Here is a 21656-nt window from a genome sequence, read left to right as displayed (position 1 = left end):
CTCTCTTTTTTGATAAGTATAATATTTGTACCTAAGCTTGCTTTTGTTTTGTTGACCCTGTATTTAAAGTAAGGGCAAGGAAGAACATTGCAAGTATGCAAGATGCAAGTAATAAGATGAATCCGCCATCCCATCCGAATGCATCTACGATAAAGCCCATAGCGGCACTAGCGAAAGCAGCTCCGCCTAAGTAACCGAAGAATCCAGTTAAGCCTGCTGCAGTTCCAGCAGCTTTCTTTGGTGCTAAATCTAGAGCGTGTAGACCAATTAACATAACCGGTCCGTAAATTAAAAATCCAATTGCGACAAGTGCGATACTATCAACCATTGGATTACCAGGAGGATTTAACCAGTAAACAAGAACTGCGATAAATACACCAACCATAAATAAAATACCAGCAGGTGCACGACGTCCTTTAAATAGTTTATCACTCATCCATCCGCAAAGAAGTGTACCTGGAATACCAGCCCATTCATATAGAGCGTAAGCAGTACGTGAGCTACTATGAGTAAAGCTTTTTTCTTCTACTAAATAAGTAGGGGCCCAGTCTACAACGCCGTAACGTACGAAATACACGAAAACGTTCGCAATAGCGATGTACCATAAAAATTTATTGTTTAGTACGTATTTAAATAAAATTTCTTTTGCCGAAAGTTCGCGTTCGCGATCTTTTATTTTCTCATCTGGTGGATATTCTCCAGTATGCTCTTCAATAGAAGGTAGTCCACAAGATTGAGGCGTATCTTTCATCGTAATTAATACATAAATACCAACTAAAATTGAAAGAATACCTGGGAAGTAAAAAATACTTTTCCAGTCATTTGCAAAGAAGTATAAGCCTAATGTTACAAGAGAAGGCATAAGCGCGCCGCCGACATTATGAGCGACGTTCCAAATAGACATTTTTGTACCACGTTCGCTAATAGAGAACCAGTGAACCATCGTACGACCACAAGGAGGCCAGCCCATACCTTGTACCCATCCATTTAAAAACTGAAGTACAAACATAAGTATAATGCTCGTTGTAATGAAAGAAAATGAGCCGAAAATAATATTAATGATACCTGATAAAAATAGCCCAGCTGCTAAAAAGTAGCGAGGATTACAACGATCGGATACGATACCCATCAAGAATTTACTTAATCCGTAAGCGATAGATACTGCCGAAAGGATAACCCCAAGTTCCCCTTTACTAAAGCCTTGTTCGATTAAGTATGGCATTGCTAGTGAAAAGTTTTTTCGAACAAAGTAGTAACCTGCATAACCGATGAAGATACCTAAGAATACTTGTAAACGTAATTTACGGTATTCGCTATCAACGCGATCAGCTGGTAAGCGTTCCGCGTGGGGCGCAGGTTTAAATAATTGTGTGAAAAACATAAAATGAAAATCCTCCCCTAATTAATTCGAAGCGTTTTAAGACAGAGAATACAAAAAGGCCATGAAATATAAAAAAGTTTCCTTTTTTATGATTCATAGCCGTGTACTCCGTTTCTCCGTGACTGTCAATATTAACTTCGTCGAAAATTATACAACTTTGTGACAAAAATGTAAACGTTTTTATGAATAAAAGTATTGACGAATTTTGTTCGTGGGATTAATATTTAAATACGTTAAATATTTTATTGTTTAAATAAGAGGTGGATAACATGCCAAATGATATGACGCATATCGATAAAATTCAAGCTCTTGCCTTTTCGATTGGAAAGAAAATGCAGACGGAGTTATTAGAACAAATGCAAGCAACAGGACTTACACCACCGCAGTTTTATATTTTAAAGATTTTAGATCATTATGGGGCTTCAAGAGCGACAACATTAGCAAAAAAGATGTATGTGAAGCCTAGCGCGATTACAGTGATGATTGATCGTCTAATCGATCAAGAACTTGTAGAACGCTATCACGACAAAGATGACCGTCGTGTTGTCATCATCGAGTTAACGAAAAAGGGGAAAGCTAGAGTAGAAGAGGCAATGACAGCTCGCAACGAGCATATTGCAAAATACTTTTCACATTTAGAGTTGCAAGAAAGAGAAGATTTATTACGTCTCTTTGAGAAGTTAGAAACCATTATTTGCGGGACACAAGAGAAAAAAGAGAATAACTAAGAGGAATTGAGGAGATTACATGGAGCAACAAGAAAATCAAAATAGAAAGTTGTTGTTAATCGGTTTAGTAATCGCGATGCTATTTGCTGCATTAGATGGAACAATTGTTGGTACAGCAATGCCACGTATCGTCGGTGACCTAGGCGGATTAAGTTTAATGACATGGTTAACGACAGCTTATATGTTAACATCAACGACAGTTGTACCAATTGCAGGTAAATTAGCGGATTTACTTGGTCGTCGTAACGTATATATAACAGGGCTAGTTATTTTCATGATTGGTTCGGCGTTATGTGGTATGGCGAATGGTATGACGGAATTAATTATTTTCCGTGGTATTCAAGGTCTTGGTGGCGGTATTATGATGCCAATGGCTATGATTATTATTGGAGATATGTTCACGGGAAAAGAACGTGCGAAATGGCAAGGTATTTTTGGTGCGTTATACGGTCTTGCTTCTGTAATTGGACCGCAAGTTGGTGGTTGGATTGTAGATGCAGTGAACTGGAGATGGGTATTCTACATTAACTTACCGGTTGGTATTTTAGCAACAATCTTTATTGCAATGGGATTAAAATCACATAAACAAACAGGACCAATTAAAATTGATATCGCTGGAATCTTTACGATGATTCTAGGTGTTGTAAGTTTATTACTTGCGCTAACGTTTGGCGGAAAAGATTATGCATGGGATTCTTGGCAAATTATCGGTTTATTCGCACTAGCTGTAATTGGTATCGTTAGCTTTGTTATTGTTGAAACGAAAGCTGAAGAGCCGATTTTACCAATGCATTTCTTTAAAAATCGCACATTTACAATACTGAATGCGATTGGATTCTTTATGAGTATTGGAATGTTCGGCGCGATTATGTTCGTACCATTCTTCATGCAAGGTATTGTAGGAGTAAGTGCTGCTGAATCAGGAACAATTATGACTCCAATGATGATTACAATGATTGTAATGAGTATTATCGGTGGGCAACTTGTATTAAAAGTTGGTGTAAAACCACAAATTATCGCAGGTATGCTTATTATGGCCGGTGGTTTCTGGTTATTAACAACGATGGATATGCACACAACGAAGCTTACAGCTACTTCTTATATGATGGTTATCGGTTTAGGAATGGGTCTTGTAATGCCGACATTAACATTAGCGTTACAAGAAAGCTTCCCGAAAAAAGACCTTGGTGTCGTAACGTCATCAAGTCAGTTCTTCCGTCAAATTGGTGGAACATTTGGTATTACAATTTTAGGATCAATTATGAATAACACTTCAGGTACAACGTTAACAAATAAATTAGTACCTGTATTAGATACATTCCCGAAAGAAGCGGGACAAATGGTAACGAAATTTAAAGATATGATTCACACAGATCCACAAGGTTTATATTCGATGCTATTTAGCCCAGAGGCATTAAAACAAATGCCAGAAGCATTCGCTAACAGCATTGTACCTATTTTGAAAAACTCTTTAGTAGACTCGCTTCATACTGTATTCTTAACAGGATTAGTATTTATCGTAGTAGGTGCCATCTTTACGATTTTCTTACAAAAAATTAAACTATCAGATCGTAAAAAAGATGCTGAAGAGCCTGCTGTAGAAGAAAAAGAAAAAACTGTATCATACTCGTAATGAAGAAGCATCGCCTTATGGCGGTGCTTTTTTGAGTATAACCTTAAAAGCTTTTTAGTGAGAAATGATTGACGTATTTTTAGAAATACGTTATATTATTTTCTGTAAACGGTTACATGAAATGAGGAGAAAAGAGAATGAGTACGATTAAAGACGTTGCGAAATTAGCGGGAGTATCTGTTGCGACCGTTTCCAGAGTTCTAAATAAAAATGGATATGTTCACGAAGATACATTAAAAAGGGTAGAGCGTGCAATTGAGATGTTAGATTATAAGCCTAGTACAGTAGCGCGTTCACTGTATAATAAAAAGTCTCGTTTAATTGGCTTAGTTGTTCCAAATATCGTGAATCCGTTCTTTCCAGAAGTTGCACGTGCCGTAGAAGATGTAGCACATAAACAAGGTTACACAGTTGTCCTTTGTAACTCTGATGAAAGTTTAGAAAAAGAGAAACAATACATTGATGTACTTAGACAAAATAATGTAGATGGATTTATTGTAGCAACGAATCCACAAAATAGTGTTAATTACATGAATTTATCTGTTCCGGTTGTTGCGATTGACCGTATGTTTAATGAGCGTATTCCTACTGTATATGCAGATAACTATGCAGGAAGTCAGGCTGCGACAAAGTTGTTACTAGATAAAGGATGTAAACATATTGCACATATTCGCGGTCCACGTGATGTGAGTACTGCAAATGAACGTTTTGAAGGTTTTGTAGACGTTATTACGCAAAATAATCTTTCGTATATGATTGCGGAGAGTACGTTTGATCCAGCAAATAGTGAGCGTGTAGCGATGGAATTATTAGAAGGATACCCGCATATTGATGGTATTGTTGCTGGGAATGATTTAATTGCCATTGGTATTGTAAAGGCTGCACTTCAAAAGGGGATTGCCATTCCAGATGATTTACAAATTATCGGATTTGATGGAATTTCTTTAACAGAAATGATGTATCCATCTATTACAACAGTTGCACAACCGATATATGAAATGGGGAAAATTGCAACAGAGTTGTTGTTAGAGCAAATGGAAGGAAATACATTAGAAGAGAAACACTATCGTTTGCCGATTGAAATTATAGAACGAAATACAACGAAGTAAGGAGATGAAACAGATGCCAAATATTGCAGTAGTAGGAAGCATTTCAATGGACTTAGTGGCTGTTTCAAAAAAACGGCCGAAAGCAGGAGAAACAGTAATTGGTGAAGCGTTTCATACAATCCCAGGAGGGAAAGGGGCAAACCAAGCAGTTGCTGCAGCTAGGTTAGGAGCAAATGTAGCAATGGTTGGAGCTGTAGGAAATGATGATTATGGAACAGTAGTTAGAAAAAATTTAGAGAACGAACGCATTTTTATCGATTATGTGGTACCGGTTACAGATAGAACGACAGGAATTGCTCATATCGTTTTAGCAGAAGAAGATAACAGTATTGTTGTCGTACAAGGGGCAAATGCTCTTGTAAATAAATCAGTTGTAGATCGCTCCAAAGACCTTCTTGTAAAAGCGGATATGGTTGTTCTTCAACTAGAAATTCCACTTGAAACAGTAAAATATGTATTGGCTATTTGTGAGGAACATAATATTCCTGTTATGTTGAATCCAGCGCCAGCACAAGTTTTATCAGAAGAAATTTTAGAAAAAGCAACTTATATTACGCCAAATGAACATGAGTGCCGCATCGTATTAGATGATTTTACATCACCAATTGAAGATTTATTGGCGAAGTATCCAAATAAATTATTGATGACAGAAGGTTCTAACGGTGTCCGCTTCCATAATGGAACGGAGATTGTACATGTTCCTAGCATTGCTGTTGATGTAGTGGATACAACTGGAGCTGGTGATACATTTAATGGTGCGTTAGCAGTTGCACTTTCTGAAGGAGAGACACTTCAAAAAGCAATTCGTTTTGCGAATATTGCTGGTGGTCTTTCTGTAACGAAACTTGGAGCACAGGGCGGTATGCCAACGAGAGATCGAGTACGTGAAGTGCAGGTGATTGTTGGATGAAAAAGCACGGTGTATTAAACAGTGAAATAGCGGCAGTCCTTGCTTCACTTGGGCATACAGATACGGTTGTAATTGCTGATTGCGGGTTACCGATTCCGGATGGAGTAAAACGAATTGATTTAGCTGTTGAGATTGGAAAACCGAGTTTTTTAGAGGTGTTACAAGTTGTAGCTGATGATATGGCAATCGAAAAAGTGACGTTAGCAGAAGAAGTCATTATAAATAATGCGGCAGTAAATAAAGAGATCGAGCAGAAATTAATAGAGCCAGCATTTGAGTATGTATCTCATGAGCAATTTAAAGAGCATACAAAGAAAGCGAAGGCAATTATTCGTACAGGCGAGGCTACGCCTTATGCAAATATAATTTTACATGCAGGCGTGATTTTTTAATAAAGGGAAGTGATGAGAATGCATATTGAAATGAAAAACATTTCAAAGGCGTTCAATGGCAATCCTGTTTTAAAGAATGCACAGTTTATGATTGAAACAGGGGAAGTCCACGCATTGATGGGGGAAAATGGAGCGGGTAAATCAACGCTCATGAAGATTTTAACAGGTGTATACAAAAAAGATGGTGGGACAATCACGATTGATGGGCAAGAGCGCACCTTTAAAAATGCGAAAGAAGCTGAAGAGTACGGCATCGCATTTATACATCAAGAACTAAACATATTGCCGAATTTAACAGTAGCTGAAAATATGTTTCTCGGTAAAGAGTTAATGTATGGGAAAACAGGTATTTTACGCACTCGACAAATGAACGCGATTGCGCAGCAGCAACTAGCAGAGCTAGGATTGCATGTAAGAGGCGCTATGTTAGCAGAGGAATTATCGGTTGGACAACAGCAAATTATCGAAATTGCGAAAGCGTTAATGACACACGCGAGCGTTATTATTATGGATGAACCTACGGCGGCACTGACGGATCGTGAAATCGAAACGCTCTTTACAGTAATCAATAAGTTACGTAAAGAAGGTGTTTCATTCGTGTACATTTCGCATCGTATGGAAGAGATTTTCTCGATATGTGATGCCATTACGATTTTGCGTGATGGAGAATACGTCGGAAAGAGATTAATTCCAGAAACATCATTTGATGAAGTAGTGAGTATGATGGTGGGGCGCAGCATTGGTGAACGCTACCCAGAGCGAAATAGTCAAATTGGTGATGTCATTTTTGAAATGCGTAACGGAACGAAGAAAGGGAAATTTGAAAATGTTTCGTTTCAAGTAAGAAAAGGTGAAATCCTTGGTGTTGCTGGTTTGATGGGAGCTGGACGCACTGATATTATGAAAGCGATATTTGGTTATGAACCTTTAGATTCTGGACAAATTTTTATAAATGGACAAGAAGTAAAGATTGATAGTCCGATAGATGCAATTAGACAGAGAATTGCTTTCATTACAGAAGATAGAAAATCTGAGGGATTAGTGTTAGATTTCTCTATTCGTGAAAACTTATCGCTACCGAATTTAGAAAGTCTTTCAAAAGGAAGTGTTCTGAGCAACGAGCTAGAACAACAGTTTACAGAAGATATGATGAAGCTTCTTAATGTGAAAGCATCTAGCGGAGAGCAGGCAGTGAAGTCTCTTTCTGGTGGAAATCAGCAAAAGATTGTAATCGCAAAATGGCTAGGCATTCATCCGCAATTACTCATTTTAGATGAGCCAACAAGAGGTGTCGATGTTGGAGCAAAAAAAGAAATTTACTCTATAATGAATAAGCTTACAGAGCAAGGCGATGCCGTTATTATGGTATCATCTGAGCTTCCAGAAATTTTAGGGATGAGTGATCGAGTTCTTGTTATTCATGAAGGAAAAGTCGGCGGCATTTTAGGGAAAGATGAGGCATCACAAGAGTCTATTATGGCACTAGCTACAGGGGGAGAGTAAGGATGGCTAAGAAGGGGAATGTATTACAACAACTCGGTTCTTTAATCGGTTTAGTATTAATTATCGTCGTAATTACAGTTTTAAATCCAGCGTTCATTGAAATTCCAAATTTATTCAATATACTGCGTCAAGTATCGATTAATGCGCTTATTGCATTCGGAATGACCTTCGTAATTTTAACAGGGGGTATTGACTTATCGGTAGGTTCTATTTTAGCATTATCAAGTGCACTTGTTGCTGGAATGATGGCAAGTGGCATGGATCCGTTCCTTGCAATGGCAGTTGGACTATTAGCAGGTCTTGTAATGGGAATTATAAACGGTATCATCATTGCGAAAGGAAAAGTAGCTCCATTTATTGCAACTTTAGCAACAATGACTATTTTTCGTGGGTTGACGCTTGTTTATATGGACGGACGTCCGATCACTGGCCTTGGTGATCATTTAATGTTCCAAATGTTTGGCCGCGGTTATTTTCTTGGTATTCCGGTACCAGCTGTTACAATGATGATCGCTTTCGCAGTACTGTACTTCATTTTGAAGAAAACGACATTTGGTCGCCGTACATTTGCAATTGGTGGAAATGAAGAAGCAGCAGCACTATCAGGTATTAATGTTACAAGAATTAAAGTAATGATTTACGGTCTTTCCGGAATTTTGGCAGCGCTTGCAGGTATTGTCTTAACATCACGACTAGATTCTGCACAGCCGACTGCAGGTACTTCTTACGAATTAGATGCAATTGCAGCAGTTGTATTAGGTGGAACAAGTCTTTCTGGGGGAAGAGGATGGATTGTTGGTACGTTCATCGGTGTACTTATTATCGGTGTACTAAATAACGGTTTAAATTTATTAGGTGTATCTTCTTTCTTCCAACAAGTTGTAAAAGGACTTGTAATCTTACTAGCTGTATTAATTGATCGCCGAAAAGAAGCGTAATGGAGGGACAGTTCATGAAGAAATGGTTACTTATACTCGTTGCATGTATTATGGTCATTACTGCCGGTTGTTCAATGGAACCACCAGAATGGGCAAAGGATTCTAGCGATAAAGGTCGAAATAAAACTATTAAAGTTGGATTCTCTGTTTCAACTTTAAATAATCCCTTCTTTGTAACTTTGAAAAAGGGTGCAGAAAAGAAAGCGAAAGATAGCGGCATCGAATTGATTGCTGTTGATGCACAAAATGATGCAGCAAAGCAAACGAACGATGTTGAAGATTTAATTCAAAAGGGTGTCGATGTAGTTGTTATTAATCCGACCGATTCAGATGCTGTTGCTTCAGCAGTAAGTGCGGCAAATGCAGCAAATGTTCCTGTTATTACAGTAGACCGCGTTGCGAATTCAGGTAAGGTTGTTTCTCACATTGCATCTAATAATATCGAAGGTGGTCAAATGGCTAGTGATTACATTCGTGAATTAGTCGGCGAAGGAGCAAACGTTGCTGAGTTAGAAGGAATCCCTGGATCGTCTGCTGCTCGTGAACGTGGGAAAGGATTCCATAACGTAGCCGATAAGTCTTTAAAAGTAGTTGCCAAACAAGCGGCTGATTTTGATAGAGCGAAAGGATTATCTGTTATGGAAAACATTTTGCAAGCAAATGGTGATATTAAAGCCGTGTTTGCGCATAACGACGAGATGGCATTAGGTGCACTTGAAGCATTGAAGTCTGCTGGAAAAACAGATGTAGTAGTTGTTGGATTTGATGCAACAGAAGATGCTGTGAAAGCGGTTAACGATGGGCGTATGGCTGCAACAGTCGCTCAAAAACCGGAATTAATCGGAGAGAAGGCGATGCAAACAGCAAAAGAGATAACACAAGGTAAAAAAGTGGACAAATCTATTCCGATTGAATTAGAGCTTATTAAGAAAAATAAATAAATATAAAATGAAAATTAGGAAGGAAGAATAACAAATGAAATTTTTTATTGATACAGCAAACATTAACGAAATTAAAGAGGCAAATGCATTAGGCGTAGTAGCTGGAGTAACGACAAACCCATCACTTGTAGCAAAAGAAGGCGTAGATTTCCATGAGCGTATTCGTGAAATTTGCAGCTTTATAGAAGGACCTGTAAGTGCAGAAGTAATTAGCTTAGAAGCTGATAAAATGATTGAAGAAGGAAAAGAATTAGCGAAGATTGCTCCAAACGTTGTTGTAAAAGTTCCAATGACAACAGAAGGTTTAAAAGCAGTAAAAGCATTCTCAGATTTAGGAATTCGTACAAACGTTACATTAGTATTCTCAGCAGTTCAAGCATTACTTGCAGCTCGCGCTGGTGCAACATATGTTTCACCATTCTTAGGTCGTTTAGATGATATCGGTCATAACGGTATGGATTTAATTCGTCAAATCGCAGAAATCTTTGCAATTCATGGCATCGAAACAGAAATCATTGCAGCATCTGTACGTCACAGCGTTCACGTAACTGACGCAGCGTTAAACGGTGCACATATTGCAACAATCCCAGCAAACGTAATTGCTTCATTAGTGAAGCACCCATTAACAGATCAAGGAATTGAGAAATTTTTAGCTGATTGGGAAAAAACACAAGAGAAATAATAGAAAATCAAGAATCCTAGTTTAATTGACTAGGATTCTTTTTTATTTAAAAGAATTTTCATGCAATTTTGCATATTGTCTTTTAAATTTGTTATATAAGCTATTTAATATATATCAAATCACTTTTTATTTTTCATATTTCGACATAAAAAGGTAGAGGTTCTGACCAGAAAACTGGAGGGGCATGATTCTATAACAGAAAGCTTAACGTTTATAGAATTATGCCTTTTTATATAGGGAGGGCAGAAAGTAGGGATTTCGATTTAAATACACTGATTTATCTGAATTTTAAGTTTTATAAAAGGAGAGAAATAGAATGAGAAGAAAAGCGCCATTTAAAGTGTTATCATCTTTAGCAATTGCGGCAATTATCGGATGCACATCTGTAATGAGTGCCCCGTTAGCATATGCAGAAACGCCAGCAAAAGAGAAAGAGAATGTGTCTACAACGCCAATTGATTACAATTTAATTCAAGAAGATCGTTTAGCGGAAGCTTTGAAAGAAAGAGGAACAATTAATCCAGCATCTTCTAAAGAAGAGACGAAAAAGGCTGTCGAGCAATATATTGAAAAGAAACAAGGAGATCAGGCGAACAAAGAAATTCTTCCAGATGTTCACTCACAAGAAACGTCTGATTTCACAAAAAAAGTAAAAGAGAAAAAGATGGAAGAAAAGGAAAATGTAAAAAAGACTGAAAAAAATATTAATCTTGAGCAAAAGCCAGAACCAAATAAAAAGCAATTGAATGGGCAAGTTCCAACTTCAAAAGCAAAGCAAGCTCCATATAAAGGAGCTGTTCGATCGGATAAAGTATTAGTGCTACTCGTTGAATTTAGTGATTATAAACATAATAATATTGATCAAACACCAGGTTATATGTATTCGAAAGACTTTAGTAGAGAACATTATCAAAAGATGTTGTTCGGTAAGGAGCCGTATACATTATTTGATGGTTCAAAAGTAAAAACGTTTAAACAATACTATGAAGAGCAGTCTGGTGGTAGTTATACGACAGACGGATATGTAACGGAGTGGCTAACAGTTCCAGGAAAAGCATCTGATTATGGAGCTGATGGTAGCAGTGGTCACGATAATAAAGGTCCGAAAGGTGCACGTGATTTAGTGAAAGAAGCTTTGCATGCAGCTGCTGAGAAAGGACTAGATTTATCTCAGTTTGATCAGTTTGATAGATATGATACAAACGGGGATGGGAATCAAAACGAACCTGACGGTGTAATTGATCATTTAATGGTAATCCATGCTGGTGTTGGTCAAGAAGCAGGTGGTGGTAAATTAGGTGATGATGCGATCTGGTCACATCGTTCAAAATTAGCAGTAGATCCAGTAGCGATTGAAGGTACAAAATCAAAGGTAGATTACTTTGGTGGTAAAGTAGCAGCACATGATTACACAATTGAACCAGAAGATGGAGCTGTAGGTGTGTTTGCACATGAATTTGGACATGATCTTGGATTACCAGATGAATATGACACGAAATATACTGGAAATGGTTCACCAGTCGAAGCTTGGTCATTAATGAGTGGAGGTAGTTGGACAGGGAAAATCGCAGGAACAGAACCGACTAGTTTTTCACCACAAAATAAAGACTTCTTACAAAAGAATATGGGTGGCAACTGGGCAAAAATATTAGAAGTAGATTACGATAAAATTAAGAGTGGTGTGGGAGTTCCTACCTATATTGATCAAAGTGTTACGAAATCAAATCGTCCAGGCGTTGTACGTGTTAACTTACCAGGTAAAAGTGTTGAAACGATTAAACCGGAGTTTGGAAAGCATGCATATTATAGTACAAGAGGCGATGATATGCATACAACGTTAGAGACACCATTCTTTGATTTAACAAAAGGAACAAATGCAAAATTCGATTATAAAGCAAATTATGAGTTAGAAGCAGAGTGCGATTTCGTCGAAGTACATGCAGTAACAGAAGATGGAACGAAAACATTAATTGATAGACTTGGAGAAAAAGTAGTCCAAGGAGATAAAGATACAACAGATGGGAAATGGATTGATAAATCATATGATTTAAGTCAATTTAAAGGCAAAAAAGTGAAACTACAATTAGACTATATTACAGATCCGGCTGTAACATATAAAGGTTTTGCGATGGACAATGTAAATGTAACTGTTGATGGACAAGTTGTATTTTCTGATGATGCAGAAGGACAGTCTAAAATGAATTTAAATGGTTTTGTTGTTTCTGATGGGACAGAGAAGAAAGCTCATTATTACTACTTAGAGTGGAGAAACTATGCGGGATCAGATAATGGTTTAAAAGCAGGAAAAGGTCCAGTGTATAATACAGGTCTTGTCGTTTGGTATGCAGATGATAGTTTCAAAGATAACTGGGTTGGGGTGCATCCAGGTGAAGGATTCCTTGGTGTTGTAGATTCTCATCCAGAAGCGCTAGTTGGTAATTTAAACGGAAAACCAGCATACGGTAATACGGGCATGCAAATTGCAGATGCTGCATTTTCATTTGATAAAACACCAGCATGGAGTGTAAATTCATTAACACGTGGTCAGTTTAACTATTCTGGATTACAAGGTGTTACAACTTTTGATGATTCAAAAGTATATAGTAACAAGCAAATTGCAGATGCAGGAAGAAAAGTTCCAAACCTTGGACTTAAATTCCAAGTTGTTGGACAGGCAGAAGATAAATCGGCAGGCGCTGTTTGGATTAAACGTTAATAACATAAAAGCACATTCTTCATATGAAGAGTGTGCTTTTTAATTTGTACAGTAAGTTATTATTTTAGTTTATGTAATACAAGTGTTTATTCATGTGTAGTGTATCAAATTATGTGAGGAAAGGAAATATTTCCGAGGAAATTGTCGAAGTATCGTCAGTATTTATAAACTTTTTGTTTAAAAGAAGAGATGTATTATTGCCTTTACGGCTCAATTTATTTACATTGTTATTTGGTTATACACAAAAGTAATATATTGGGCAAAAAGAGTTCTATTCGATAGGGCTCTTTTTATAGATAGAAAGGAGTAAGCGATAAATGAAAGAAGTAATTGGATGTCCACAGTGTGAAGGGGATATTACTGTACAGCATATTATTGATCTCCCGCATCCTTTTTCATTAAGGTGTCCACATTGTAAGGTGAAGTTGAAAGAAATAAGGGTAACGCCATGTTTAATATTAGCGATGATTTGTATAATTCCATTGTTTATTATTATTGGAGAGAGTATTAAGGAATTACTAGTAAAATATTTTTCTATTGTAGACAATGTACCAACTGTACTTATTTTCTTTTTATTTTGTTATCCATTGTATTATTTCTATGAAAAATATAATGCTATATTGTTTATTAAATATGGTTTGCTGAAAGTTAAAAGTTGAATTGAATAGGAGATTATCATTATGCTTTGGAAAATATATTTAGTTATTGTAGCAATGTTAGCTATTATTTCGTTAGTAAGGGGTATGTTTCAAACACCAATTCAAAAGTTTGACTTTGTAGTATCTATTATTACGTGGATAGGGCTCTTTGGTTTTGTATTTGATATACAAATATTAACCTCGATTGTTTGGAAATGTATCTTCTTGTTTAGCGTCATTTGGACTTTAACTGCAGTTTTTGTTTTTCGTTTATATGAAGAGCGAGATGAGCCATTACCTTTTATATTTAAATTAATTGGCATTATTCCAACGCTTCCATTATATTACGGATTATATCAATATGCATTTTAAAAAAGACAACGATGGATTATCCCATCATTGTCTTTTTTACTTTGCTTCTTACATAAATCATCCCAGCAAATGTTAATAAAAATGCTGTCCCGATAATGAAGCTGATGCTAGGTGATGCTCCGATTGCGCCGACTGTAAAGGAGCCAGCAACAACTCCTAATGAGAAGAAGGCATAAAATAATCCGAATGCCTTTCCGCGATTATCGTCTGTAGTATTTTCAACGAGTAAAGCGTTAATAGACGGAAAGAGGATTGCGAATCCAATTCCATAAATCATCATTACGATAAAGAGCATACCTTTTGTAGCAAATAATCCGAGTAAAGATAGTGCGAATGCCATAACTGCAATTCCGATTAGCATTAGTTTCGAACGATTAAATCGATCGTAAATACGATTTGTTGGAAGCAAGAAGAAGAGGATAGCAGTAATACCAAATACACTTAACATCATGCCTGTTGTAGATGCTTTAAGCACTAATGCCTCAACTTTTACTGGTAACATATAAGTGACAATTCCTTGTGAAAACATTAATGTGAAAGCACCAATATATGCTTGTAATAACGGTTCTGATTTTAACAGTTCAACCATATCTTCTTTGTTCATCATTTGCGTTCTTGATGTATCTTTTCTTGATACGTTATTTGGTAAGAAGAATAGAGATACGATTGTACCAAGAGCCATTAAAATAGAAATAGTAATGAAGACCCATTCTACGCCAGCTGTTGCTTTCATAATACCACTGAAAGCAGGTCCTACGATTGCCGCTGTTCCAACAGCAGCACCAGATAGAGCCATTGCTTTTCCTTGTCTTTTTGCATTTGTTTGTTTTGATAAAAATGTAAAGGCAGCAGGAATTAAAAAGCCATCACTAAATCCATGCATAAAGCGCACAACTAATAGTTGTTCACCACTTTGAACAACGGTGTATAACAAGACTATGAAACTCGTAATTCCCATGCTTATATAAAGGATTTTTTTTGCACCAAATTTATCGACAGCGGCTCCAGCAATAATATTACCAATCATATTAGCGAATGAGTACATACCGACAACTAGCCCGATAATAAGAGGAGTTCCTCCAAGGCTTTGAGCGAAAGTACTCATAATAGGTAATTGTGAAAATGTATCTAAAAATGCCACGATAACGATAAAGTAAATAAAATATTTCAAGCGATATTCACCTCTCCTATGCTATTATGGCACAATGCTAATTTCACCTGCAATGAAATTGAATTAACAGATGTGGAAAAAAGTACAAAGTGACAAAATATTGAACGTTATTTGTAAAAAATTAGTGGGAATGTGATTGTTTTTTTGAAATATATGGATAGAAGTATTATAATAGAATTGTAAACTTCACCAGGTTAAGTATATACATAGAGAGGGATGTATAAAATGAAAGCACTACTTTGGCATAATCAACGTGATGTACGAGTAGAAGAAGTACCAGAACCAACAGTAAAACCAGGAACAGTGAAAATCAAAGTTAAATGGTGTGGTATTTGTGGGACAGACTTGCATGAATATTTAGCAGGGCCTATTTTTATTCCAACAGAAGAACATCCATTAACACATGTGAAAGCACCTGTTATTTTAGGTCATGAGTTTAGTGGTGAGGTAATAGAGATTGGTGAAGGAGTTACATCTCATAAAGTGGGAGACCGCGTTGTTGTAGAGCCAATTTATTCTTGTGGTAAATGTGAAGCTTGTAAACATGGACATTACAATGTTTGTGAACAACTTGTTTTCCACGGTCTTGGCGGAGAAGGCGGTGGTTTCTCTGAATATACAGTAGTACCAGAAGATATGGTTCATCACATTCCAGATGAAATGACGTATGAACAAGGTGCGCTTGTAGAACCAGCAGCAGTAGCAGTTCATGCAGTACGTCAAAGTAAATTAAAAGAAGGGGAAGCTGTAGCGGTATTTGGTTGCGGTCCAATTGGACTTCTTGTTATCCAAGCAGCTAAAGCAGCAGGAGCAACTCCTGTTATTGCAGTTGAACTTTCTAAAGAACGTCAAGAGTTAGCGAAATTAGCAGGTGCGGATTATGTATTAAATCCAGCAACTCAAGATGTGTTAGCTGAAATTCGTAACTTAACAAATGGTTTAGGTGTAAATGTTAGCTTTGAAGTAACAGGTGTTGAAGTTGTACTACGCCAAGCGATTGAAAGTACAAGCTTCGAAGGACAAACTGTAATTGTTAGTGTATGGGAAAAAGACGCAACAATTACTCCAAATAACTTAGTATTAAAAGAAAAAGAAGTTATTGGTATTTTAGGATACCGTCACATCTTCCCAGCTGTTATTAAATTAATTAGCTCTGGTCAAATTCAAGCAGAGAAATTAATTACGAAAAAAATTACAGTCGATCAAGTTGTTGAAGAAGGATTTGAAGCACTTGTAAAAGATAAAACACAAGTGAAAATTCTTGTTTCACCTAAATAAGATAGAATCGAATAGAGTAGCCCTTTTCTAGAAATAGAAGAGGGCTACTTTTTTTCTATACTGAAAGGTGATAGACTTTCCTTTGACTAAATGTATTTTTGTTTGGAAGGGAGAATCTAATGCTTTCATTTTTGTTAACTTTAAAGCGAATGTTAAGAGCTTGTTTACGAGCGTGGAAAGATAAAGAATTTCAAGTATTATTCATATTAACAATTTTGACTTTAATATCGGGTACGATTTTTTATAGTACAGTTGAAGGATTACGTCCTATTGACGCTTTATATTTTAGTGTGGTCACGTTGACGACTGTCGGTGATGGGAATTTTAGTCCGCAAACTGATTTCGGAAAGATATTTACAATCTTATACATTTTTATTGGCATTGGATTAGTGTTTGGATTTATTCATAAGTTAGCAGTTAATGTACAATTGCCAAGTATATTATCGAATAGAAAAAAAGAGTAAAGCATGTGGGTGCTTTACTCTTTTTTTACATTAGTTTAGACAAGCCTTAATAATAGTTTATTAAAATGAAAGTGTATTCATTCATTATATTCACTGTGTATAAAGTTATAATGATATGAACATTTGCATATTTTAATTTATTGATAGAAATTTCGTGAAAGGTGGGATATTCTAGTCATAGGTTAACCGGACGACATCATAGGATCCTAACAAAATGTTTACAATAATTCAATTATAAAATGGAGGATTTTATATGAAAAAGAAAGTACTTGCTTTAGCAGCGGCTATTACATTAGTTGCTCCATTACAAAGTGTTGCATTTGCTCATGAAAATGATGGGGGACAGAGATTTGGAGTTATTCCGCGCTGGTCTGCTGAAGATAAACATAAAGAAGGCGTGAATTCTCATTTATGGATTGTAAATCGTGCAATTGATATTATGTCTCGTAATACAACACTTGTAAAACAAGATCGAGTTGCACTATTAAATGAATGGCGTACTGAGTTAGAGAACGGTATTTATGCTGCTGACTATGAAAATCCTTATTATGATAATAGCACATTTGCTTCACATTTCTATGACCCTGACAATGGGAAAACTTATATTCCGTATGCAAAGCAGGCAAAGGAAACTGGAGCTAAATATTTTAAATTAGCTGGTGAGTCTTACAAAAATAAAGATATGAAACAAGCATTCTTCTATTTAGGATTATCTCTTCATTATTTAGGTGATGTAAACCAACCAATGCATGCGGCAAACTTTACGAATCTTTCGTATCCACAGGGATTCCATTCTAAATATGAAAACTTTGTAGATACGATAAAAGATAATTATAAAGTAACGGATGGAAATGGATATTGGAACTGGAAAGGTACGAATCCAGAAGATTGGATTCATGGAGCGGCAGTAGTTGCGAAACAAGATTACGCTGGCATTGTAAATGATAATACGAAAGATTGGTTCGTGAGAGCTGCTGTATCACAAGAATATGCAGATAAATGGCGCGCTGAAGTTACACCAATGACAGGTAAGCGTTTAATGGATGCACAACGTGTTACTGCTGGATATATTCAGCTTTGGTTTGATACGTACGGAAATCGTTAAGTATTTAAAAAAGGTCAAATCTCAGAATAGAGTATTTGGCCTTTTTATCACTATACAATACATGGAGGTATGAAACGTGAAAGGTAAATTGCTAAAAGGTGTACTTAGCTTAGGTGTTGGTTTAGGAGCTTTATATAGCGGAACGGCAGCTCAAGCAGAAGCATCTACAAATCAAAATGATACATTAAAAGTGATGACGCATAATGTATATATGCTATCAACAAACTTATATCCGAACTGGGGACAAACTGAGCGTGCTGATTTAATCGGGGCGGCAGATTATATAAAGAATCAAGATGTAGTTATATTAAATGAAGTGTTTGATAATAGCGCTTCAGATCGTTTATTAGGGAATTTAAAGAAAGAATATCCAAATCAAACAGCAGTATTAGGTCGTAGTAGTGGAAGTGAATGGGATAAAACGTTAGGAAACTATTCATCTTCAACTCCTGAAGATGGTGGCGTTGCCATTGTGAGCAAATGGCCAATCGCTGAAAAGATTCAATATGTATTTGCAAAAGGATGCGGGCCAGATAATTTATCGAATAAAGGATTTGTATACACGAAAATTAAGAAAAATGATCGCTTTGTTCATGTAATTGGTACGCATTTGCAAGCGGAAGATAGTATGTGCGGAAAAACTTCACCTGCATCTGTACGTACAGACCAATTAAAAGAAATTCAAGATTTTATTAAAAATAAAAATATACCAAATAATGAGTATGTGTTAATTGGTGGTGATATGAACGTAAATAAGATAAATGCAGAGAACAATAATGATTCAGAGTATGCATCTATGTTTAAAACATTGAACGCTTCTGTACCATCTTATACTGGACATACAGCGACTTGGGATGCAACGACAAACAGTATTGCAAAATATAATTTCCCTGATAGTCCTGCCGAATATTTAGATTATATTATTGCAAGCAAAGACCATGCGAACCCATCGTATATAGAGAATAAGGTGTTACAGCCGAAATCTCCACAATGGACTGTTACATCGTGGTTCCAAAAATATACGTATAATGATTACTCTGATCATTATCCAGTAGAGGCGACTATTTCTATGAAGTAGTTTCAAAAAGTTTCTTCGTAAAGAAGAAACTTTTTTTATTTGCAAACAGGAAAATCATACTTTCTTTCCAATATGTATAAGACATATTGAGAAGAGGAGAGAAAAATGTGGATCGAGGAATTTTTAAAGAAGTTCCATTACCGTGTGCATTTTTGGATGAAGTGGCTTTAGATAGAAATATTCAATCGATTATAGAGTTAAGTGGAAATAAGAAGATTCGTATAGCGAGTAAATCGTTACGTTCTGTTCCGATTATGCAAAAGATTTTAGCTGCAAATGATCGATTTCAAGGTATTATGTGCTTTTCACCTAGAGAGATTTTATTTTTAATAGAACAAGGATTTAATGATTTATTGCTCGGATATCCTGCTTATGATGAAAGAGCTTTGTATGAAATTAGTTTGCTAACAAAGAAAGGTTTCATTATAACTTGTATGGTGGATTGTGAAGAGCATATTGTGTATTTAGAAAAAATTGCTGAGAAATCTAAAGGATGTTTTCGTGTTTGTTTGGATATTGATATGAGTAGTCGTTTTTTAAAATTTCATTTTGGTGTACAAAGATCCCCAGTAAAAAATGTGCAGGATGCGTTGAAAGTAGTAGAAAAGGTGAGAAGGTCATCATATTTAATGTTAGATGGTGTGATGGGTTATGAAGCTCAAATTGCTGGGGTGGGCGATCATATACCGAATCAATGGCTGAAAAGTAAAGTGATTTCGTATTTAAAGAAGAAATCAGTGTTAGAAGTTAAAGAAAGAAGAGAACATATTGTAAAAGCAATACAAAACCTTGGTATTGAGCTAAGGTTTGTAAATGGAGGGGGAACAGGAAGCATAAAAACAACAGAGAAAGATAATTCAGTTTCAGAGATTACAATAGGTTCTGCTTTTTATTCTCCGAAGCTGTTTGATTATTATAAAGAGGTGAAATTTCATCCAGCGGTCGGATTTGCCTTACCAGTTGTGCGTAAACCAGTCCCGTTTATTTACACTTGCCTAGGTGGTGGATATATTGCTTCAGGAGCAGTTGGAAAAGATAAAGAGCCTGAAGTTTGGAGACCGAAGGGTGCAAAACTATTAGCTTTAGAAGGTGCTGGCGAGGTACAAACGCCAATTTTTTATAGCGGCGAGGAACGAGTGGATATAGGAGAGTCCATTTTGTTTCGTCATAGTAAGGCTGGTGAATTATGTGAGCGCTTTCCTTTTTTGTATCGTGTTAAAAAAGGAGAGATTGTTGGGGAGTATTCAACATATCGGGGGGATGGCCAATGTTTTCTATAAAGGGGCAAAAGTGGAGGAATTGGACAGGGAATGTAGAAGGAACGCCGCATTATACGATGTATCCAGAAAGTATACAAGATGTAGTAGAAGTAGTGGGGCTTGCACGAAAAAAGGGGCGGAAAATTCGTGTTGTTGGTTCAGGACACTCGTTTACACCCCTTGTGCAAACCGAAGAAGTTTTAGTTTCTTTAGATGAATTGAAGGGCATTGTGAATATTGATGAAGAGAAGATGGTCGCTGAAGTGTGGGCAGGAACAAAGTTATATGATTTAGGAAAGTTACTTGAGGAAAAAGGTTATGCGCAAGAAAATTTAGGGGATATTGATTCACAATCTATTGCAGGAGCGATTAGTACGGGAACTCATGGGACGGGTGTTACCTTTGGGAGTTTATCAACACAAGTTATAGAGATTACCGCAGTTTTATCTACAGGTGAGAGTATAGTTTGTTCGGAAACTGTGAATGTGGAATATTGGAGAGCGTTTCAGTTGTCACTTGGAATGTTAGGTATCATTGTAAAGATAAAATTGAAGGTTATTCCAGCGTATTCACTCGTTTATGAAAGTGAAAAACAGTCATTATCTACTGTAATGAACAAACTAGAAGAATATAAGAAGCATCGTCACTTTGAATTTTTCGTTTTTCCTTATTCTGATGAAGTACAAGTAAAACTTACGAACGAAACAACGAATCAAGGCAGTGATTTGAAATGGCATAAACTAAAGGTGGAGTTACTTGAAAATAGGATGTTCTCTTTGATATCTAAAGGGTGTAAATGGTTTCCGTCTATAAGTAAAGGAGTGAGTCGATTATCAGCTAAGGCTGTACCAAACACAAAAATAATTGGCCCGAGCTATGAAGTATTTGCTACATCACGTACGGTACCATTTTATGAAATGGAGTATAGCATTCCTTCAAAGTATATGAGGACGGTTGTAGAAGAAATCTCAAATCTTATTGAAAAGAAAAAGTATAAGGTGCACTTCCCGATCGAATGCCGCTATGTGAAAGGTGATGATATCTGGCTTAGTCCAGCCTATGGAAGAGATTCAGCGTATATCGCTGTTCATATGTATAAAGGTATGAAATATGCTGCTTACTTTGGCGAAGTGGAAAAAATTTTTCTGAAGTATGAAGGGCGTCCGCATTGGGGGAAAATGCATACATTATCGTATGAGCAATTACAAGATATATATCCAGAGTTTCATTCGTTTTTACAGGCGAGGAAGTCTCTAGATGAACTTGGAATGTTTTTTAATCCTTATGCAGAAAAGTTATTTATCCCGCTATTTGCCGGGCAGTAAGACCCCCACCTCAAAATTCAGTGGAAGCAAAGA

20 protein-coding genes are annotated in these 21656 nt (G+C 36.5%); 18 read left to right on the top strand and 2 right to left on the bottom strand.

Features of this window, described 5'->3' with window-relative positions; genetic code table 11:
- Positions 1-31: 31 nt before the first annotated feature.
- Complete coding sequence (glpT, locus tag C4S65_RS14210; protein ID WP_000466388.1) at positions 32-1381, bottom strand: glycerol-3-phosphate transporter; 1350 nt, start codon at positions 1379-1381, stop codon at positions 32-34.
- Positions 1382-1650: 269 nt separating this feature from the next.
- Here glpT and C4S65_RS14205 point away from each other — a divergent pair, with 269 nt between their 5' ends.
- The 12 genes from C4S65_RS14205 to C4S65_RS14150 all read left to right on the top strand — a co-directional run bounded on the left by C4S65_RS14205 (position 1651) and on the right by C4S65_RS14150 (position 13943).
- Positions 1651-2109, top strand: coding sequence for a MarR family transcriptional regulator (locus C4S65_RS14205; RefSeq protein ID WP_001132365.1), 459 nt, complete (start codon positions 1651-1653; stop codon positions 2107-2109).
- 19 nt (positions 2110-2128) lie between these two features.
- On the top strand, positions 2129-3742 hold the full coding sequence (locus tag C4S65_RS14200; RefSeq protein ID WP_000437647.1) for an MDR family MFS transporter: 1614 nt from the start codon (positions 2129-2131) through the stop codon (positions 3740-3742).
- A 137-nt stretch (positions 3743-3879) separates the two neighbouring features.
- Positions 3880-4851, top strand: a complete 972-nt coding sequence (rbsR, locus tag C4S65_RS14195; RefSeq protein ID WP_103945266.1) for a ribose operon transcriptional repressor RbsR — start codon at positions 3880-3882, stop codon at positions 4849-4851.
- A 13-nt stretch (positions 4852-4864) separates the two neighbouring features.
- Complete coding sequence (gene rbsK / locus C4S65_RS14190) at positions 4865-5761, top strand: ribokinase (protein ID WP_001132865.1); 897 nt, start codon at positions 4865-4867, stop codon at positions 5759-5761.
- Positions 5758-6153 (top strand): D-ribose pyranase, encoded by a 396-nt coding sequence (gene rbsD, locus C4S65_RS14185; RefSeq protein ID WP_000716149.1) that lies wholly within the window; start codon positions 5758-5760, stop codon positions 6151-6153. Before rbsK ends, rbsD begins: the two co-directional genes overlap by 4 nt.
- An 18-nt stretch (positions 6154-6171) precedes the next feature.
- A complete protein-coding gene (gene rbsA / locus C4S65_RS14180; protein WP_098013721.1) occupies positions 6172-7656 on the top strand; it encodes a ribose ABC transporter ATP-binding protein RbsA in 1485 nt (494 codons plus the stop codon).
- A 2-nt stretch (positions 7657-7658) separates the two neighbouring features.
- Entirely contained in the window at positions 7659-8594 is a 936-nt protein-coding gene (gene rbsC / locus C4S65_RS14175; RefSeq protein ID WP_001074648.1) for a ribose ABC transporter permease, read from the top strand.
- Between the two features lie 14 nt (positions 8595-8608).
- The gene (gene rbsB, locus C4S65_RS14170) at positions 8609-9535 is read left to right on the top strand and encodes a ribose ABC transporter substrate-binding protein RbsB (protein ID WP_000758975.1); all 927 of its coding nucleotides are present in this window, start codon (positions 8609-8611) and stop codon (positions 9533-9535) included.
- A 34-nt stretch (positions 9536-9569) separates the two neighbouring features.
- Complete coding sequence (gene fsa / locus C4S65_RS14165) at positions 9570-10217, top strand: fructose-6-phosphate aldolase (RefSeq protein ID WP_000667666.1); 648 nt, start codon at positions 9570-9572, stop codon at positions 10215-10217.
- Between the two features lie 316 nt (positions 10218-10533).
- Positions 10534-12933 carry a M6 family metalloprotease immune inhibitor InhA2 gene (inhA2, locus tag C4S65_RS14160; protein ID WP_001252980.1) on the top strand — a complete coding sequence of 800 codons (2400 nt, stop codon included), beginning with the start codon at positions 10534-10536 and terminating at the stop codon, positions 12931-12933.
- A gap of 317 nt (positions 12934-13250) precedes the next feature.
- On the top strand, positions 13251-13592 hold the full coding sequence (locus C4S65_RS14155; protein ID WP_000665760.1) for a hypothetical protein: 342 nt from the start codon (positions 13251-13253) through the stop codon (positions 13590-13592).
- Between the two features lie 21 nt (positions 13593-13613).
- The gene (locus C4S65_RS14150) at positions 13614-13943 is read left to right on the top strand and encodes a hypothetical protein (protein WP_000964465.1); all 330 of its coding nucleotides are present in this window, start codon (positions 13614-13616) and stop codon (positions 13941-13943) included.
- A gap of 16 nt (positions 13944-13959) precedes the next feature.
- On the opposite strand, the gene C4S65_RS14145 is transcribed toward C4S65_RS14150, so the two are convergent.
- Complete coding sequence (locus tag C4S65_RS14145; RefSeq protein ID WP_097960547.1) at positions 13960-15114, bottom strand: MFS transporter; 1155 nt, start codon at positions 15112-15114, stop codon at positions 13960-13962.
- Between the two features lie 225 nt (positions 15115-15339).
- Here C4S65_RS14145 and bdhA point away from each other — a divergent pair, with 225 nt between their 5' ends.
- The 6 genes from bdhA to C4S65_RS14115 all read left to right on the top strand — a co-directional run bounded on the left by bdhA (position 15340) and on the right by C4S65_RS14115 (position 21623).
- Complete coding sequence (bdhA, locus tag C4S65_RS14140) at positions 15340-16392, top strand: (R,R)-butanediol dehydrogenase (RefSeq protein ID WP_000645827.1); 1053 nt, start codon at positions 15340-15342, stop codon at positions 16390-16392.
- Between the two features lie 119 nt (positions 16393-16511).
- Entirely contained in the window at positions 16512-16856 is a 345-nt protein-coding gene (locus tag C4S65_RS14135) for a potassium channel family protein (protein ID WP_000948207.1), read from the top strand.
- A 253-nt stretch (positions 16857-17109) separates the two neighbouring features.
- On the top strand, positions 17110-17961 hold the full coding sequence (gene cerA / locus C4S65_RS14130) for a phospholipase CerA (RefSeq protein WP_000730997.1): 852 nt from the start codon (positions 17110-17112) through the stop codon (positions 17959-17961).
- A gap of 76 nt (positions 17962-18037) precedes the next feature.
- A complete protein-coding gene (sph, locus tag C4S65_RS14125) occupies positions 18038-19039 on the top strand; it encodes a sphingomyelinase C (RefSeq protein WP_000676784.1) in 1002 nt (333 codons plus the stop codon).
- A gap of 107 nt (positions 19040-19146) precedes the next feature.
- Positions 19147-20319, top strand: coding sequence for an amino acid deaminase/aldolase (locus C4S65_RS14120; protein WP_000373744.1), 1173 nt, complete (start codon positions 19147-19149; stop codon positions 20317-20319).
- The gene (locus C4S65_RS14115; RefSeq protein ID WP_098838587.1) at positions 20307-21623 is read left to right on the top strand and encodes a D-arabinono-1,4-lactone oxidase; all 1317 of its coding nucleotides are present in this window, start codon (positions 20307-20309) and stop codon (positions 21621-21623) included. Before C4S65_RS14120 ends, C4S65_RS14115 begins: the two co-directional genes overlap by 13 nt.
- Positions 21624-21656 lie beyond the last annotated feature (33 nt).

It is taken from the genome of Bacillus sp. ok061 (assembly GCF_900108285.1).
GTDB classification, from domain to species: Bacteria; Bacillota; Bacilli; order Bacillales; family Bacillaceae_G; genus Bacillus_A; species Bacillus_A thuringiensis_S.
This window is presented reverse-complemented; position numbering and strand designations above follow the sequence as displayed.

Excerpts from the sequence above, each read along its gene's own strand:
- C4S65_RS14135 (WP_000948207.1), top strand. The coding sequence starts at position 16,512 with ATGCTTTCATTTTTGTTAACTTTAAAGCGAATGTTAAGAGCTTGTTTA.
- C4S65_RS14200 (WP_000437647.1), top strand. The coding sequence starts at position 2,129 with ATGGAGCAACAAGAAAATCAAAATAGAAAGTTGTTGTTAATCGGTTTA.
- rbsD (WP_000716149.1), top strand. The coding sequence starts at position 5,758 with ATGAAAAAGCACGGTGTATTAAACAGTGAAATAGCGGCAGTCCTTGCT.
- fsa (WP_000667666.1), top strand. The coding sequence starts at position 9,570 with ATGAAATTTTTTATTGATACAGCAAACATTAACGAAATTAAAGAGGCA.
- rbsA (WP_098013721.1), top strand. The coding sequence starts at position 6,172 with ATGCATATTGAAATGAAAAACATTTCAAAGGCGTTCAATGGCAATCCT.
- rbsC (WP_001074648.1), top strand. The coding sequence starts at position 7,659 with ATGGCTAAGAAGGGGAATGTATTACAACAACTCGGTTCTTTAATCGGT.
- bdhA (WP_000645827.1), top strand. The coding sequence starts at position 15,340 with ATGAAAGCACTACTTTGGCATAATCAACGTGATGTACGAGTAGAAGAA.
- C4S65_RS14205 (WP_001132365.1), top strand. The coding sequence starts at position 1,651 with ATGCCAAATGATATGACGCATATCGATAAAATTCAAGCTCTTGCCTTT.
- C4S65_RS14150 (WP_000964465.1), top strand. The coding sequence starts at position 13,614 with ATGCTTTGGAAAATATATTTAGTTATTGTAGCAATGTTAGCTATTATT.
- C4S65_RS14115 (WP_098838587.1), top strand. The coding sequence starts at position 20,307 with ATGTTTTCTATAAAGGGGCAAAAGTGGAGGAATTGGACAGGGAATGTA.
- rbsR (WP_103945266.1), top strand. The coding sequence starts at position 3,880 with ATGAGTACGATTAAAGACGTTGCGAAATTAGCGGGAGTATCTGTTGCG.
- C4S65_RS14155 (WP_000665760.1), top strand. The coding sequence starts at position 13,251 with ATGAAAGAAGTAATTGGATGTCCACAGTGTGAAGGGGATATTACTGTA.
- rbsK (WP_001132865.1), top strand. The coding sequence starts at position 4,865 with ATGCCAAATATTGCAGTAGTAGGAAGCATTTCAATGGACTTAGTGGCT.
- glpT (WP_000466388.1), bottom strand. The coding sequence starts at position 1,381 with ATGTTTTTCACACAATTATTTAAACCTGCGCCCCACGCGGAACGCTTA.
- rbsB (WP_000758975.1), top strand. The coding sequence starts at position 8,609 with ATGAAGAAATGGTTACTTATACTCGTTGCATGTATTATGGTCATTACT.
- cerA (WP_000730997.1), top strand. The coding sequence starts at position 17,110 with ATGAAAAAGAAAGTACTTGCTTTAGCAGCGGCTATTACATTAGTTGCT.
- inhA2 (WP_001252980.1), top strand. The coding sequence starts at position 10,534 with ATGAGAAGAAAAGCGCCATTTAAAGTGTTATCATCTTTAGCAATTGCG.